Here is a 14,112-nt window from a genome sequence, read left to right on the forward strand (position 1 = left end):
CACCGAAGGGGTAATTCCTATCTACTCGCTTACAAAGGGAAGCAGCGCCATAATGCGCGCGCGCTTTATCGCCACCGTCAGCATACGCTGGTGGTGCGCGCAGTTACCGGAAATCCGGCGTGGCAGGATCTTGCCGCGCTCGGTGATATATTTTTTTAGCCGGGCTACGTCTTTATAATCCACCACCGGTACCTTCTCCATGCAGAAGCTACAGATACGCTTCTTCCGCCGGTTACGCCCCCGCTCTCGCTTCATCGCCCAACCTCCTCTTTAAAACGGGATATCGTCTTCGGAAAAATCAACAACCTGTCCGAACGGTTCTGGGAATTCTCCATCCTGGGTCGGGGTAGTACCTTCCGGAGGTTTTTCTCCCTCGCGCGGCCGGTCTAGAAACCGGACCGTATCCGCTACCACCTCAGCAGCCTTACGTCGAATACCCTGGTTATCTTCATAAGAACGAATCTGTAACCGTCCTTCAACGGCAACCAGCCGCCCCTTGGATAGGTTTCGGTGACAAACCTCAGCCTGTTTCTGCCAGACCACGATATCGATAAAATCTGTTTGGCGCTCGCCCTGCCTCCCGCTAAAAGGCCGGTCCACCGCAATTGTAAAGCCCGCAACTGCCGTACCGCTGGGCGTATAGCGGAGCTCCGGGTCGCGGACCAGACGGCCGATTAAAATAATCCGGTTCAGCATTATCCCGCCACCTAGTCTTCGCGAATGATGATGTGGCGGAGCACATCGCCCGAGATCTTGAGGACGCGGTCAAGCTCTTTCGCCACTGGCGGCTCAGCCTTGAAACGCATCACCACGTAGTAACCGTCGCGTTCTTTATCAATCTTGTACGCAAGACGGCGCTTACCCCACCGGTCGATCTGGTCGACGGCGCCACCGTTCTCTTCAACGATCGACTTAAACCGGTTAATTACGGTCTCCGTCGCCTCTTCGTCGAGCCCCAGCCGTAAAACGTACATAGTCTCGTACTGCCGCACCACTTCACCTCCCTTCGGTCTCAAACGGCCCCGCTATAAGACGCGGGGCAGGGAGCTACTGTCTTTTATTGTAGCGGAAGCGGTCTTATTTTACCATAGGCGTCAGGTGGTGGCAAGCCTTTTCCCCGAAGGCCTAATTAACCGCAACCGCAGCGTCAGACGCCTTGCGCCGTCCCGTTAAAAGGTTTACCGCCCCTGAGGTTGCGGAGCAATTTTTCCCGCGGCATCAAAATAATACGGCCACACCCGCAACACCTCAAGCGGACGTCAACACCGGTCCGGAGGATCTCCCAAGTATCACTGCCACAGGGGTGTTGTTTTCGAAGCCGAACCCGATCACCGACGCGTAGAATAAACAACATCAGATCACCTTAGTACCGTTTTTTACCAGATGTTGCCAAGAAGCGGGTAGGAGCGTCGCTATTACCCTCAACAACCTTTTATAGTAAGGAATAAGGGCCGAGGTGGCGAGCGTGCGGCCCAGAAAGTTTTCTGGGCCTTTAAAGATACGGTAAAATTCGGCTGTGTGAAGGAGAAGGAGGACCAGTACCGCCCCACTCAAAAAACCCCAGGTGGCACCTAATATAAGTCCACCTAAACGGTCCAACGGGAGGAAAAGGAACCAGCGGCGGAAAAAAGTCAGCCGACTACCAACAAAATACCAAAGGCGCTCGGTAAGAATAAAGAGGCTGAAAAAGCATACTGTACCGATGATGCCCTGCGCTAGCGGATATAAACTTGGCCCCGTTGGTAGCCCGGGACCAGTTCCCGTAAGAGTTGTGGTGCCCGACAGAATAACGGTAGCCGGCGCCGCAACCTGCCCACCCCCAGCCCAAACCACGCTCATCCCGGACAGGATAAACTGGCCGAGCCACGCGGCCAATAGGTCGGTAAGATGCCATTCGGCCTCCAGAAAGGCGGCAAAGGCTTGGTGGTACGTTACGGCGACGAAATAAGCGACCACCATCCCGCCAAGACGTACGCAGCCTAGCAAAAGACCCGTTTTCAGGCCCCGGTAAGCTGCCGCCGCCAGAATGAATAGAAGTACGAGGTCAAGCCAGTTCATAGCACCCCATCCTTTACCCTTCCTTGACCGGGGCTCCTTAGAGAAGCCTTTACGGCTAACCTGGACCGACGCTACCGTACTTTTAAATCAACAACTTCGCTGTGCGTTAGGCGAATCCTTTTTTCTGGTTAGGAACTGCCGGTCTGGCGGGCATATTTTCCGGAGTGGCTGGCAATGAATATAAATCCCAAAATCATATATACAACCATACATAAAAGTGTAGCAAAGTATAGCTACCCTGATTTCGGCCCGAGTTCGTCCAGAAAAGCAATTACCTCTTCGTCGCTCGTCTGGTCGAAATGGTAATAGAATTGGCCAACAGCAAGAAAAACTTCCGGCACGAGAAGACAGACGAGTTCGTCCACTTCCGGTTCAAGCATCTCTATGGTATCCGGCGGCGCAACGGGTACCGCGAGGATGATTTTTTGGGGCCCCGCCCGTTGCAATGAGCGGAGCGCCGCCAGCACCGTATAGCCGGTGGCAATCCCGTCATCGGTAAGAATTATCGTCCGGTCTCGCCAAGAGGGTTGGGGCTGTCCGCGGCGGTAAAGCTGTAGCCGACGCATAGTTTCGGCTACAGCCGCAGCAACCAACTGCTCCTTAACCGCTTCAGGGAGGTAAAAGTGGCGTAGCAACTCTTCATTAAAAATGGCGGTGCCGTCTTGAGTGACCGCCCCAATAGCCAGTTCCGGATTATGAGGAGCACCAATCTTACGAGGGATGATGATGTCGAGCGGGAGGTGGAGGGCCCGAGCAATCTCTGCGCCGACAACAATCCCGCCACGGGGGATGGCTACGACAAGCCCATTCTCATATTTCCTGCCGCCGAGGCGGGCGGCCAGACGGCGGCCGGCATCTACACGGTCGGCAAACATTTTTAACCCCTCCAAGCTTATCATGATCAGCAAAGAGGCCCTCGATACAGCACAAGTTTTAGCCGTGTTGACGCGCCGCCTGAAGTACCTCCTCTTCCTCGGCCGAGACGCGGTTACCTGCGGTTCCGGCTGTTACCTGCTTGGCGTAAGTTCTAGACTCTTCGCGGCCGTACAGACTGGTTAGGATTACACCGTCACCTTCTCCATCGAGCAGAGCAAGACTAAAACTGAGATCGCCACCGACATCCGGAAAGGCCGTAAAACGCTTAAGAACGGGAGTTCGGGTACACTTTCGCAGCAGGCGACCAAGTTGTTCCTGTTCGCTACTCAAAACATCTACCCGGCGGGAGAGGTTTTCAAGACCGGCAACAAGTTCTTCAATATTGGTGATAAATGCCGGATCGCGGGATAGCCGCAAAAGCAGGCGGTTGGCACGGTGAAGGCTAGCAAGCTTTAAAAGGGCACCGATAGCCAGAGCGCAGGAGAGAAGACCAAGAAAGGCTGCCGCACCGATAATATACACAGCGTAGCGCAAGAAAAAATCTCCAGTAATCACTTGTAGTTTGGCCACCTCCGACAATTTAGAACGACAGCAAGACCTGCAACCGATACCCGAAGGTGCCGGTAAGCACTCTTAATCTAACCCGTAATCACGCCTCATTTTCTGCAGACGTTCATACGTTGGCGGATCGAGGGTCGCCAAGATATCGGGGTCAAGTCGCAATAAAAATTCCCGCAGCGGCGCCCCGCGCACCATCCACTGGTAGTAGACGCGCCCCCCGTGGTTATACGGGCCGTAAAGGCGGGAACCCGGAACAGTTGTAACAAGCCAGCTAAAAAGCTTTTCGTGCCGGATGTGCATGCGCAAAGTTATGTGCGGCTGACGCCCGTCACCGCCAAAATGGCCTTCGCCGATTAGGAGGCCAAGAATGAGGCCTCTAGTAAACGCATCCATAGCAATCTGTTTCACCGTTAAGTTTCACGTGAAACTTTTTGTCCGCAGACCTTTTCGATAAAGCGAACCAGGTCCTCGCGCTCTCTAAAACTGATTTCCACCCGCCACCCCCGCCGCAGCGGTCGCAGCGTTGCCTTTGCCTGCAATTTCGCCCCGATTTGCGCCACTGCTGCCGCTAACCCTTCTTCCACGACCGCGCTCCTGCGTGTCCTTTCCTTTGTTACTGCCACCTCCTGCTCCCGCCGCACAAGTTCCTCTACTTCCCGCACGGACAGTCCCTTTGCTACCACTTGCTGCGCTAACTCCTCTTGCTGCCCCGCATCGCCCAAAGTTAATAGGGCCCGCGCGTGCCCCGCACTTAATTCGCCCCGCCGCAACAGCGCTACTACCCCCGCTGGCAACGCCAGTAACCGTAACGTGTTTCCCACCGCCGCCCTGCTTTTACCTACCCGGCGGGCAACATCCTCCTGAGTCAACCCGAACTCCTCCATCAGCCGCCGGTAGGCAGCCGCTTCCTCAAGTGGATTTAAGTCGGCACGCTGGAGGTTTTCAACCAAGAGAGCCACGGCTGTCTGTTCGTCGTCGTAGCTGCGTACTAGCGCCAGAATCCTCTCCCAACCCAACATCCGGCACGCCCGCCAACGCCTTTCCCCGGCTACTATTTCGTAGCCGTCGCCTACTGGGCGCACCACCACTGGTTGCAACAAACCATGTTCCCGGATTGACGCCGCCAGTTCGCGGAGTCCCTCCTCGTCCCAGACCTCTCGCGCCTGGCGCGGATTGGGCCGGATCTTTTCGATCTCGATCTCCCGTAGCTCCTCGCCCGCGCCGGCCACCACCGGAATGAGTGCGTCTAGACCCCTCCCGAGACCCCTTACCTTACTCACCGCCCACCACTTCCTTTGCCAGCTCCATGTAAACCTCGGCACCCCGGCTCCGCGGGTCGTATACTACTACCGGCATGCCATAGCTTGGTGCCTCGCTTAACCGCACGTTACGCGGGATGACGGTGCGGTACACCTTCTGCCGAAAATGCTTCTTTACTTCGTCCGCTACTTGGATTGAGAGATTAGTCCGCCCGTTAAACATCGTTAACAAAACCCCTTCGATTTCCAGGCGCGGGTTGAGTCGTCTTTTCACTAACTGAATCGTATTCAGCAGGTGACCCACCCCTTCAAGCGCGTAATACTCGCATTGGATCGGAATAATCACCGAATCGGCCGCCGTTAGCGCGTTAAGCGTCAACAACCCGAGCGAAGGGGGGCAATCGATTAAAATGAAGGCATAATCGTTCGTCACCTCCCCCAACGCCCGCGCTAACACGCTTTCTCGGCCCGCAACACCAACCAACTCCACTTCTGCTCCAGCAAGGCTCAGGTTCGCCGGAACCACATCCAATTCTTCAACCCAGGGGCACCGCACGATCGCCTCGCGGAGCGACATGCCGCCAACAAGTACATCGTAAAGCGATTGCGACACCTTCGCGGGGTTAACCCCCAGCCCGCTCGACGCGTTTCCCTGCGGGTCAGTATCAACCACAAGGGTTTTTCGCCCCAGTATAGCAAGGCAGGCACCGAGGTTTACGGCTGTAGTCGTTTTCGCCACGCCCCCCTTTTGGTTGGCGATTGCGATTACCCTGCTCAACCTTCTCGCCTGCCTTCCTTAGATGCTTAAATAACCTCTTTTTGCCTTACAAATTCAACATCAACCAATAAACTCCTCCTAAATAATTAAAGCGGCCGCTTCCGCGCCACGCCCGCCCGCCGCGGAAATTCTGCCGGGGTAGGCTTTTCCTTCCGGACAAACACCAGCACCCGCTGCTCCCCCCTGGGGAGGCTGTACGTTGCCGTTTTCTCTACCCGGCCCCCAAGCAGTTCCAGCGCCCCCTGCGCCGCTTCCATTTCTGCTACCCCTCGCGGCCCCTTATACGCTATAAAATATCCCCCCACACCCACGAAGGGAAGCGCGTACTCCGCCAACTCCCGCAAGGGCGCGACGCCCCGCGCTACTACCCAACCAAACTGTTCCCGGTACTCTGGCAGATGCCCGTATTCCTCTGCCCGGCCACACAACACCGTAGCGTTTTTTAGCCCCAGCTGCCTAACTGCACTTTCGAGAAACAAGCACTTTTTCCGCACTGCCTCCAGAAGAAAAACGCGGCAGTCAGGTACTGCCACCGCCAACGGTATACCTGGAAAGCCGGCGCCGCTCCCTAAATCGAGCAACCGGTCGCTTTCCCTTAGGCAAACCCACCGCAGAAGCGCCAACGAATCAACAAAATGTTTCACCGCGGCCTCGTCCGGTTCGCGAATCGCCGTAAGATTTAGGTACGCGCCCGCCTCGGTTAATAAACCAAAAAATTCCAGAAATAAACCCTCTGCACCCGCTTCGAGTTTAATTCCTAGTGTCGCTAAACCGCTCCGCAATGCAGGCGTAAAAGCCACTACTTATCCGATTCCTTTACGCGTTTTAGATAGATCAAGAGTGCTGCGATATCGCTGCTCGAAACCCCGCTGATCCGCGCCGCTTGCCCGACAGAAAGCGGCTTTATGGCTTTCAGCTTCTCCTTAGCCTCGTTCGAAAGCCCACCAATCCGGTCATAATCTATATCGGCCGGGATCCTTTTCTCCTCCATCTTCCGGAAACGCGCCACCTCCGCCACCTGTTGGCGGATATACCCTTCGTACTTAATCTGGTTCTCCGCCTCCGCCGCCACATCGGGCGCTACCCCACCGCCAAGTATCCCCGCCGCCACCAGGTCCTGATAACCAATCTCCGGCCGCCGCAACAGTTCGGCCGCCCGGTAGCTCCTTTCCAGCGCTCGCCCTCCCTTATCCCCTAGCAGCGCACCCGCAACCTCCCGTGGCACTACCACCTCGCGGAGCCTCGCAACCTCACGCTCGATCGCTTCCCGGCGCCGCATGTACCGGTCGTAGCGCTCGTTATTCACCAGCCCGACACGTCGCCCCTTCTCGGTAAGCCTCAGATCAGCATTATCCTGACGCAACAGCAGCCGGTATTCTGCCCGCGCCGTCAACAACCGATACGGCTCTTCCGTACCCTTGGTTACCAGGTCATCGATTAACACCCCGATATAGCCTTCATCCCGACCAATTACCAGGGGCTCTTCCTCGCGCAGGAAAAGCACCGCGTTAATCCCGGCAACGAGTCCCTGGGCCGCCGCCTCCTCGTACCCCGAGGTCCCGTTAATCTGGCCCGCCAGGAAAAGCCCCGGGATATTTTTGACCATGAGGGTCGGGCAGAGCTGTTGCGGATCCACGTAATCGTACTCGATCGCGTAGCCAATCCGTGTAATCACCGCGTTCCCGAGCCCTGGCACACTATGCACCATAGCTATCTGTACGTCCTCTGGCAAACTTGTGCTCAGCCCCTGAATATACATCTCGCCCGAGTTCCAACCCTCCGGTTCTATGAAAACCTGGTGCCGCTCCCGCCCGAACTGGACTACTTTCGTCTCAATCGACGGGCAGTAGCGCGGTCCCCGGCCTTCGATTACCCCCGCGAAGAGAGGCGCGCGGTGCAGGTTCTCCCGAATGATCCGGTGTGTCTCCGGTGTCGTATAGGTCAGCCAGCAGGGCTCCTGTTCCTTCACCTGTCGCTCTCCTAGGAAAGAAAAGGTTTGCTTCCCGGGGTCGCCGTACTGCGGTATCATCTTGCTAAAATCGATGCTCCGGCGCGCTACGCGCGGCGACGTGCCCGTTTTAAACCGCCCTAGTGTTAGTCCAAGCTCCTTCAGGCTCTCCGCAAGACCAACCGCCGGTAGTTGCCCGTTAGGCGCACCTACGTAAGCCGTATCCCCAACCACAATCCGCGACCGTAGGTAGGTACCCGTGGTAACCACTAACGCCCGGCAGCCGAAAAACGCTCCTGTCTCCGCGAGCACACCCCGTACCCGGCCCCCTGCCAAAACAATCCGTTCCACGCGTGCCTGCCGCAACACCAGGAGCGCTTCCCGTTCCAACACCCGAAGCATCTCCCGCCGGTATATCTCCTTATCCGTCTGCGCCCGCAGCGCTCTAACCGCGGGGCCTTTACCCGTATTTAGTACCCTGATCTGGATCGCCGCCCGGTCCGTATTTAGAGCCATTTCCCCTCCCAGAGCATCAATCTCCCGGACCAAGTGACCCTTCGCCGGTCCGCCTATCGCTGGGTTACAGGGCATCTGCGCCACCAAATCCCGATTGAGCGTCAGCAGCAGCGTCCGCGCCCCCATCCGCGCTGCTGCCAAGGCCGCTTCGCAGCCAGCATGTCCCGCACCAACTACTACCACATCGTATTCACCCACCGTATACACCCCGGACACCTCACTTCCCCACGCAGAAATCCCGAAAGATACGCTCGACAACATCTTCGCCCACGGTTTCACCCGTGATTTCACCCAGTGCATCTACCGCCCTGCGCAGATCGAGACTTACTACGTCTTCCGGTAGACCCGCCGTTACCCCGTCCCGGACCGCAGCCAGCGCCGCTACGAACCGCCGTAGCGCCTCCTTGTGCCTTACCCGGCTGACCACTACCTCATCCGGCCGTAGTACCCGCCCGCCAAAGACCTTCGCTGCAATCGTGTCTCCTAGCTCTGCCAGCCCCTCACCAGTCACCGCCGAAACATACACTACCGGGACTTCTCCTGCTAGTGCCTCCACCTCCGCCCGGGTTATCGTCCCTCTGCCGGCTACATCGACCTTGTTCACTACGACCACCCGTTCCCGTCCGTCGCACGCCCTAAAAACCGCTACGTCCTCAGCAGTGATTCCGGCTACGGCGTCTAAGACCACAATAACCAACTGCGCCGCCCCCAACGCCTCCCTTGCCCGTTCCACACCGATCTTTTCCACTTCCTCCACTGCGTCGCGGATACCAGCCGTATCGAGCACGCGCAGGGGAATACCTCTAACGTTAATAACCTCCTCGATAATATCACGCGTTGTTCCCGGTACCGCGCTTACAATCGCTCTCTGACGACCTACCAGCGCATTCAACAACGACGATTTTCCGACGTTCGCCTTCCCGGCGAGCACCGTTACCACGCCATCCCGGTAAACGGCACCTGCCGCAGCGTTTCTTAGCAGTGTCTCTCCCTGTTTTAAAAGTTCTTCAACCCGCTCGAGGATCTCCGCCGGCGGCGGGCCGGGAACATCATCTGGAAAGTCAATCCCTGCTTCCACCACGGCTAGCAACTCCAGCGCCTCCCGCCGCAACTTCCGTACCGCTGCTGTAAGCCGGCCCCCCAACTGGGCCTGTGCTACCCGGAGCCCCTCCACCGTCGCGGCGCGAATCACATCGAGCACCGCCTCCGCCTGGCACAGATCGATCCGGCCTCCTAGGAAAGCCCGCTGCGTAAACTCCCCCGGCTCGGCCAATCGCGCCCCTGCCTGCAGTACCACCTCTAGCACCTGTTGAACCGCTATAAAACCACCATGGCAATTAAACTCCACAACGTCCTCGGTCGTATAGCTGTATGGTGCCCGCATAAAAGAAAGAAGGACCTCATCGATTACCGCCCCGGTTTCCGGATCAACCACGTGTCCGTACACCAGGCGATACGCCGGTCCCTCTACCCAGTTATGGTTTTTCTTAGGCCGGAAGACCCGCCGCGCGATCGCTATCGCGTCCGGCCCGCTTACCTTTACAATGCCAACGCCTCCCTCCCCGAGAGGCGTTGCGATCGCCGCAATCGTATCCCCTTGCACCAAACTCACCAGCTACTTCCGCGGCGAGATCACGATCTTCCGAAAAGGTTCCTCCCCCTCACTGAACGTATAAATATCGTCCCGCTCGCGCAGCGTCATATGGATAATCCTTCGTTCGTGCGGGCTCATCGGTTCCAGGACGATGCTCCGCCCCCGCCGCTTTACTTTTTCGGCAAGCTTCAGCGCCAGCGCCCGCAGCGTTTCGTCCCGCTTTTTTCTGTAGCCGCCCACATCGACGAAAACCCGCTTTTTCTCTTCCTCACCCCGGTTAACCGCCAAGGCAACCAAGTACTGCAAGGCGTTTAACGTCTCTCCCCGCCGTCCGATAAGCACACCTAATTTTTCACCTGTAATCTCTATCTCGATCGCCTCTGCATCCTCCCGTACGTTGACTTGACCATTCAACCCCAACGCACTAAGAATGCTCTGAACCAGTGCCGCAGCCCTGCTTCCGGCCCCCTCCTGGATTATCACCCGCACTACCGCGGGCTTTGCGCCTATGAAACCCAGAACCCCCTGCGTTGGCTCACTCAAAACCTCTACCGTAACTTCATCCCGCCTCGCTCCGAGTGTTGCTAACGCTTGTGCTACGGCTTCCTCCACCGTCTTCCCGCTCTTAACGACTTCCCTCACCCTCTACAGCCTCCTTTTCCCGTGCGAAGAGCCGCCGGTTCATCATATACTGCTGGATTATCGTGAGGATGTTATAAACAACCCAGTATAACCCTAGGCCTGCCGGGAGGGTAGTGGTAATCCACATAATGAACAGAGGCATCGTGAGTGCCATTACCCGTTGCATCTCTTGTTGCCCAGCGCCCTGCGGTGTGATCTTCATCTGCCAGTAGGTAGTCGCTCCCGCTAGCAGTGGCAGAATGATGTCCGTCGGGCTACTAATTCCTTTGTGAGCTAAGTTGCTAATCCACAGAAAGTGAAGATTCTCCGCGCCCGGGTGGCTAAAGAGATTCAGCAAGGAGCGGTACAACGCAATCAGAATCGGCAGCTGGATAAGCAGCGGTAAACAACCCGACATCGGGTTAATACCGTGTTCCTGATAAAGCTCCATTACCTTTTGCTGCAACTTCTGTGGGTCCTTGCGGTACTTTTCCTGAATTTCCTTCAGCCGCGGTTGGAGCCGCTGCATAGCTAGCATCGAGTGCATCTGTTTGTAGTTAAGCGGGTAAAGCACACCCTTTACCAATACAGTTAGCAGGATAATCGCTAAGCCATAGTTAGGAATTCCTATAGCTGCCGTTACCCCGTAAAGCCAGTTCAACAAAAGGGTCATACCGTCGACGAGGCCCGCAAAAAAACCGTGCAAAGTTTTACCTCCTCAAATTGCGCGGCACCGGGTCATAACCACCACGTCCAAACGGATGGCAACGTCCAAAGCGCCTAAGCGCTAACAGCCCCCCGTCCAGCACGCCGTGCCGTTCTATCGCCTCCAGCGCGTATTGTGAGCACGTAGGGTAAAAACGACACCGGGGTGGGATTAAGGGTGAGAGCATAACTTGATATGCGCGAATCAATAGAACCACAAGCCGCTTGACAACCATCTAAGATAGCCTCCTTAAGACTTCCTTTACTTGCTCGGCAATGGTCGCATATCTTTCTCTCGTTGCGCTTTCTCTGCCTAACAGTATATAGTCGTAACCCGCCGCAAACCACTCCCGGTTGCGCCGAAAAACCTCCCGCAGGAGACGCCGGATCCTGTTGCGTCGCACGGCCCCGCCTACCTTACGGCTAACTGCTACCCCAACGCGAGGCCCGCCACCGCCACTCGCCACCCGGTAAACAACCACCGCTCCCACCGCCGCTCGCTTCCCCTGGCGGAAAATACGTGCAAACTCCCGCTTACCCAGTCGGCCTGCGCGCGCCTTACTTTGCCCCTGCGCCGCCAAGATCAAAAGCGCCGCCTCACTTACGCTGTTAACCTTTTTCTTCCCTTCAGGCGGCGTCTTTTAATAACGTTGCGTCCGCTTCGGCTCCGCATCCTCTTCAGGAAGCCATGCTCCCGCTTTCGCCTTCTCACCTTCGGCTGGTAAGTCCGCTTCACTTTACGCCACCCCCGAATCAATATAAAAAAACAGCAGCTACCGAAAAAGTACACCAAAATTATACCCTACCACTTCCTGGCGGTCAAGCGGGAGCCCGGCAGCGACTATCTCCCACCACCCCTCCCGAAATCCCTTGTTGATAATCTATCCCTCCTTTGATAGGATAAAACTAAAAAGGATATTCTTAGTTCTCTAAGCTAACTTTCTCTAAGCTAACTTTCCTGTTTATCCACATGGTGTGTATAACCCTGTGGATGCGTCTGTTAGCAACTGAAAACCTTTTCCGGAGGGAGACGCGTGCTTAACCCCGAAATTAAACAAGTATGGGGCCAAATTATGCTTAACCTTGAAAAGGTCGTCGCTAAACACTCCTTCGAGCACTGGCTTAAACCCCTCGAGCCCGTTTCGTTTAACGATAACACCCTTTATGTCGCTGCTCCCAATACTTTTTCTCGTGATTGGCTGACCCAGCGCTACGCTCCCCTCCTGAAAGAAGCACTAAGCAGCGCACTTGGCAAGGAACTCGTGGTCCAGTTCATCCTTCCCGAGGAGATCGATTCCTACGTAGCCGCACGCCTACGCCCCGAACCTTCGTACTCGGGAACTCACCTTAATCCTAAATATACCTTTGCTAATTTCGTCGTTGGCAACTCCAACCGTTTTGCCCACGCTGCTGCGCTCGCCGTCGCCGAGGCACCTGCCCGTGCTTATAACCCCCTCTTTATCTACGGCGGTGTAGGTCTGGGAAAAACTCACCTTATGCACGCCATCGGCCACCATATTACCACCAAAGAACCACACCTCCGGGTCTTCTACGTTACTACGGAGAAATTTACTAACGAGCTAATTGACGCCCTGCGGCTCAACGAAACGGTAAAGTTTCGGGAGAAATACCGCAACGTTGATGTTCTACTTATCGACGACATCCAGTTCCTGGCGGGAAAAGAGCGAACCCAGGAGGAATTTTTCCACACTTTTAACACCCTGTACGAATCTTCCCGTCAGATCGTCATATCCAGCGACCGGCCGCCAAAAGAGATTCCTACCCTTGAAGACCGTCTCCGGTCGCGGTTCGAGTGGGGTCTCATCTCTGATATCCAACCGCCGGATTTAGAGACCCGCGTTGCTATCCTTCGCAAAAAGGCGCAATTGGAAAACATCGACGTGCCCGACGAAACATTGCTCTACATTGCTGACAAGATCCAGTCGAACATTCGGGAACTTGAGGGCGCTTTTACCCGAATTGTAGCTTATGCGGCTCTCACCACCAGCCCTATAACACTGGAAACAGCAGCTACAGCACTAAAAGATGTCTTTAAACTCTCCCAGCCGCGCCCGATAACCGCTGAACTCATTCAGGAAGTGGTCGCCAAATATTACAATCTCCGGCCCGAAGACCTTAAAACTAAAAAAAGGAACCGGGCTGTGGCCTACCCGCGCCAGATCGCTATGTATCTTTGTCGCGAACTCACGGATCTCTCCCTACCCAAAATCGGCGAGTGCTTTGGGGGCCGAGACCATACTACCGTTCTGCACGCTTACGAAAAGATTACGACTGAACTCCAGGCTGACTTAGCATTGCAGCGTATCATAACCGATATCACCAACCAGATCAAAAACCTTACCTAAAAAAATAAAAATTAAAGAAAGAGTCATCCACAAGGCTGATCTCCTTCGGCCAGCGTACCGGAGACGATATCAACATATTAACACCCACTATTACTTATGACTACGAGGGTAGTACATAGCCTTATAAACCTAAGGACAAGCGCCCTAAAAGCGACCACTAACAGGGACCAACATACAAACGTGGGAGGTGCCACCGTTGCACTTTAGGATAACAAAAGAAAACTTTCTTACCGCTATCAATACAGCTCTCCGGGCCGTGCCTTCCCGTAGCCCGCTTCCGGTTGCTACTGCCCTTCTGGTCCGGGCTGCGGACGGTAAAGTGGAGGTAACTGGTAGCGATCTAGAGTTTATAATCCGCTGCTCTGCGCCAGCAGGAGGAGTATACCGGGAAGGCGAAGCGGCAATCCCTGCGCGCCAGCTAGCGGAGATCGTTAGACGAATAAGCGATAGCGATGTTGAAATCGAAGCGACTGGCCCGAACGTCATTCTCACTTATAAAGGTGGCGAAGTGCAGCTAGCGGCGTTCTTACCGGAGGAATTCCCCCTCCTAGGTGACCAGGCGGAAGCCACGGAGGTGTTAGAACTAGGAGCAGACTTTCGCGACGCCCTCCGGGCTGTTCTTTACGCAGCGGGTAAGGATGAGCTTCGCCCGGTCTTTACTGGCGTTCAGGTTCAGGTTATCGATGGAATACTTACCTTGGCAGCAACGGATGGGCACCGCCTTGCTGTGTACGAAATGGCGGCAAGGGGGCAAGGTGTAACGGAAAGTCTCATTCCGGCCAAGGCACTGCGTGAGGTCGAGCGGGTACTTACGCAGACAGGTGGAAGCG

20 protein-coding genes are annotated in these 14,112 nt (G+C 55.8%); 2 read left to right on the forward strand and 18 right to left on the reverse strand.

Features of this window, described 5'->3' with window-relative positions; translation table 11 throughout:
• Positions 1 to 21 precede the first annotated feature (21 nt).
• The 18 genes from rpsR to rpmH all read right to left on the reverse strand — a co-directional run bounded on the left by rpsR (position 22) and on the right by rpmH (position 11,652).
• Entirely contained in the window at positions 22 to 255 is a 234-nt protein-coding gene (gene rpsR / locus ACUVTA_RS03335; protein ID WP_445951565.1) for a 30S ribosomal protein S18, read from the reverse strand.
• A gap of 15 nt (positions 256 to 270) precedes the next feature.
• Positions 271 to 696: a single-stranded DNA-binding protein gene (locus ACUVTA_RS03340; RefSeq protein WP_445951566.1), complete on the reverse strand. Its 426-nt coding sequence runs from the start codon at positions 694 to 696 to the stop codon at positions 271 to 273.
• 11 nt (positions 697 to 707) lie between these two features.
• The gene (rpsF, locus tag ACUVTA_RS03345; protein ID WP_445951567.1) at positions 708 to 992 is read right to left on the reverse strand and encodes a 30S ribosomal protein S6; all 285 of its coding nucleotides are present in this window, start codon (positions 990 to 992) and stop codon (positions 708 to 710) included.
• A gap of 155 nt (positions 993 to 1,147) precedes the next feature.
• On the reverse strand, positions 1,148 to 1,354 hold the full coding sequence (locus ACUVTA_RS03350) for a DUF951 domain-containing protein (RefSeq protein WP_445951568.1): 207 nt from the start codon (positions 1,352 to 1,354) through the stop codon (positions 1,148 to 1,150).
• Positions 1,354 to 2,058: a CvpA family protein gene (locus tag ACUVTA_RS03355; RefSeq protein WP_445951569.1), complete on the reverse strand. Its 705-nt coding sequence runs from the start codon at positions 2,056 to 2,058 to the stop codon at positions 1,354 to 1,356. The genes ACUVTA_RS03350 and ACUVTA_RS03355 overlap by 1 nt, the downstream gene beginning before the upstream one ends.
• Positions 2,059 to 2,291: 233 nt before the next feature.
• Positions 2,292 to 2,933, reverse strand: coding sequence for a phosphoribosyltransferase (locus ACUVTA_RS03360; protein WP_445951570.1), 642 nt, complete (start codon positions 2,931 to 2,933; stop codon positions 2,292 to 2,294).
• 58 nt (positions 2,934 to 2,991) lie between these two features.
• Entirely contained in the window at positions 2,992 to 3,468 is a 477-nt protein-coding gene (locus tag ACUVTA_RS03365; RefSeq protein ID WP_445951571.1) for a DUF4446 family protein, read from the reverse strand.
• 99 nt (positions 3,469 to 3,567) lie between these two features.
• Positions 3,568 to 3,903: a hypothetical protein gene (locus ACUVTA_RS03370; RefSeq protein WP_445951572.1), complete on the reverse strand. Its 336-nt coding sequence runs from the start codon at positions 3,901 to 3,903 to the stop codon at positions 3,568 to 3,570.
• 2 nt (positions 3,904 to 3,905) lie between these two features.
• Positions 3,906 to 4,775 (reverse strand): ParB/RepB/Spo0J family partition protein, encoded by an 870-nt coding sequence (locus ACUVTA_RS03375; RefSeq protein WP_445951573.1) that lies wholly within the window; start codon positions 4,773 to 4,775, stop codon positions 3,906 to 3,908.
• Positions 4,768 to 5,532, reverse strand: coding sequence for a ParA family protein (locus tag ACUVTA_RS03380; protein WP_445951574.1), 765 nt, complete (start codon positions 5,530 to 5,532; stop codon positions 4,768 to 4,770). The genes ACUVTA_RS03375 and ACUVTA_RS03380 overlap by 8 nt, the downstream gene beginning before the upstream one ends.
• 86 nt (positions 5,533 to 5,618) lie before the next feature.
• The gene (rsmG, locus tag ACUVTA_RS03385) at positions 5,619 to 6,314 is read right to left on the reverse strand and encodes a 16S rRNA (guanine(527)-N(7))-methyltransferase RsmG (RefSeq protein WP_445951575.1); all 696 of its coding nucleotides are present in this window, start codon (positions 6,312 to 6,314) and stop codon (positions 5,619 to 5,621) included.
• Between the two features lie 17 nt (positions 6,315 to 6,331).
• On the reverse strand, positions 6,332 to 8,212 hold the full coding sequence (mnmG, locus tag ACUVTA_RS03390) for a tRNA uridine-5-carboxymethylaminomethyl(34) synthesis enzyme MnmG (RefSeq protein WP_445951576.1): 1,881 nt from the start codon (positions 8,210 to 8,212) through the stop codon (positions 6,332 to 6,334).
• Position 8,213: 1 nt separating this feature from the next.
• The gene (gene mnmE, locus ACUVTA_RS03395) at positions 8,214 to 9,608 is read right to left on the reverse strand and encodes a tRNA uridine-5-carboxymethylaminomethyl(34) synthesis GTPase MnmE (RefSeq protein WP_445951577.1); all 1,395 of its coding nucleotides are present in this window, start codon (positions 9,606 to 9,608) and stop codon (positions 8,214 to 8,216) included.
• A gap of 3 nt (positions 9,609 to 9,611) precedes the next feature.
• On the reverse strand, positions 9,612 to 10,232 hold the full coding sequence (gene jag, locus ACUVTA_RS03400; protein ID WP_445951578.1) for an RNA-binding cell elongation regulator Jag/EloR: 621 nt from the start codon (positions 10,230 to 10,232) through the stop codon (positions 9,612 to 9,614).
• Positions 10,216 to 10,917 carry a YidC/Oxa1 family membrane protein insertase gene (locus tag ACUVTA_RS03405; protein ID WP_445951579.1) on the reverse strand — a complete coding sequence of 234 codons (702 nt, stop codon included), beginning with the start codon at positions 10,915 to 10,917 and terminating at the stop codon, positions 10,216 to 10,218. The genes jag and ACUVTA_RS03405 overlap by 17 nt, the downstream gene beginning before the upstream one ends.
• Before the next feature lie 4 nt (positions 10,918 to 10,921).
• Complete coding sequence (gene yidD / locus ACUVTA_RS03410; RefSeq protein WP_445951580.1) at positions 10,922 to 11,152, reverse strand: membrane protein insertion efficiency factor YidD; 231 nt, start codon at positions 11,150 to 11,152, stop codon at positions 10,922 to 10,924.
• Complete coding sequence (gene rnpA / locus ACUVTA_RS03415) at positions 11,153 to 11,503, reverse strand: ribonuclease P protein component (RefSeq protein WP_445951581.1); 351 nt, start codon at positions 11,501 to 11,503, stop codon at positions 11,153 to 11,155.
• Positions 11,504 to 11,517: 14 nt separating this feature from the next.
• Positions 11,518 to 11,652: a 50S ribosomal protein L34 gene (gene rpmH, locus ACUVTA_RS03420; protein ID WP_123930099.1), complete on the reverse strand. Its 135-nt coding sequence runs from the start codon at positions 11,650 to 11,652 to the stop codon at positions 11,518 to 11,520.
• 298 nt (positions 11,653 to 11,950) lie between these two features.
• Between rpmH and dnaA the strand changes: the two genes are divergently transcribed.
• Positions 11,951 to 13,282, forward strand: a complete 1,332-nt coding sequence (dnaA, locus tag ACUVTA_RS03425) for a chromosomal replication initiator protein DnaA (RefSeq protein WP_445951582.1) — start codon at positions 11,951 to 11,953, stop codon at positions 13,280 to 13,282.
• A gap of 196 nt (positions 13,283 to 13,478) precedes the next feature.
• On the forward strand, positions 13,479 to 14,112 hold a 634-nt coding region (locus ACUVTA_RS03430; RefSeq protein ID WP_445951583.1), incomplete at its 3' end, for a DNA polymerase III subunit beta.

It is taken from the genome of Thermodesulfitimonas sp. (assembly GCF_052743955.1).

Excerpts from the sequence above, each read along its gene's own strand:
- rpsR (WP_445951565.1), bottom strand. The coding sequence starts at position 255 with ATGAAGCGAGAGCGGGGGCGTAACCGGCGGAAGAAGCGTATCTGTAGC.
- ACUVTA_RS03360 (WP_445951570.1), bottom strand. The coding sequence starts at position 2,933 with ATGTTTGCCGACCGTGTAGATGCCGGCCGCCGTCTGGCCGCCCGCCTC.
- yidD (WP_445951580.1), bottom strand. The coding sequence starts at position 11,152 with ATGGTTGTCAAGCGGCTTGTGGTTCTATTGATTCGCGCATATCAAGTT.
- ACUVTA_RS03350 (WP_445951568.1), bottom strand. The coding sequence starts at position 1,354 with ATGTTGTTTATTCTACGCGTCGGTGATCGGGTTCGGCTTCGAAAACAA.
- ACUVTA_RS03340 (WP_445951566.1), bottom strand. The coding sequence starts at position 696 with ATGCTGAACCGGATTATTTTAATCGGCCGTCTGGTCCGCGACCCGGAG.
- ACUVTA_RS03355 (WP_445951569.1), bottom strand. The coding sequence starts at position 2,058 with ATGAACTGGCTTGACCTCGTACTTCTATTCATTCTGGCGGCGGCAGCT.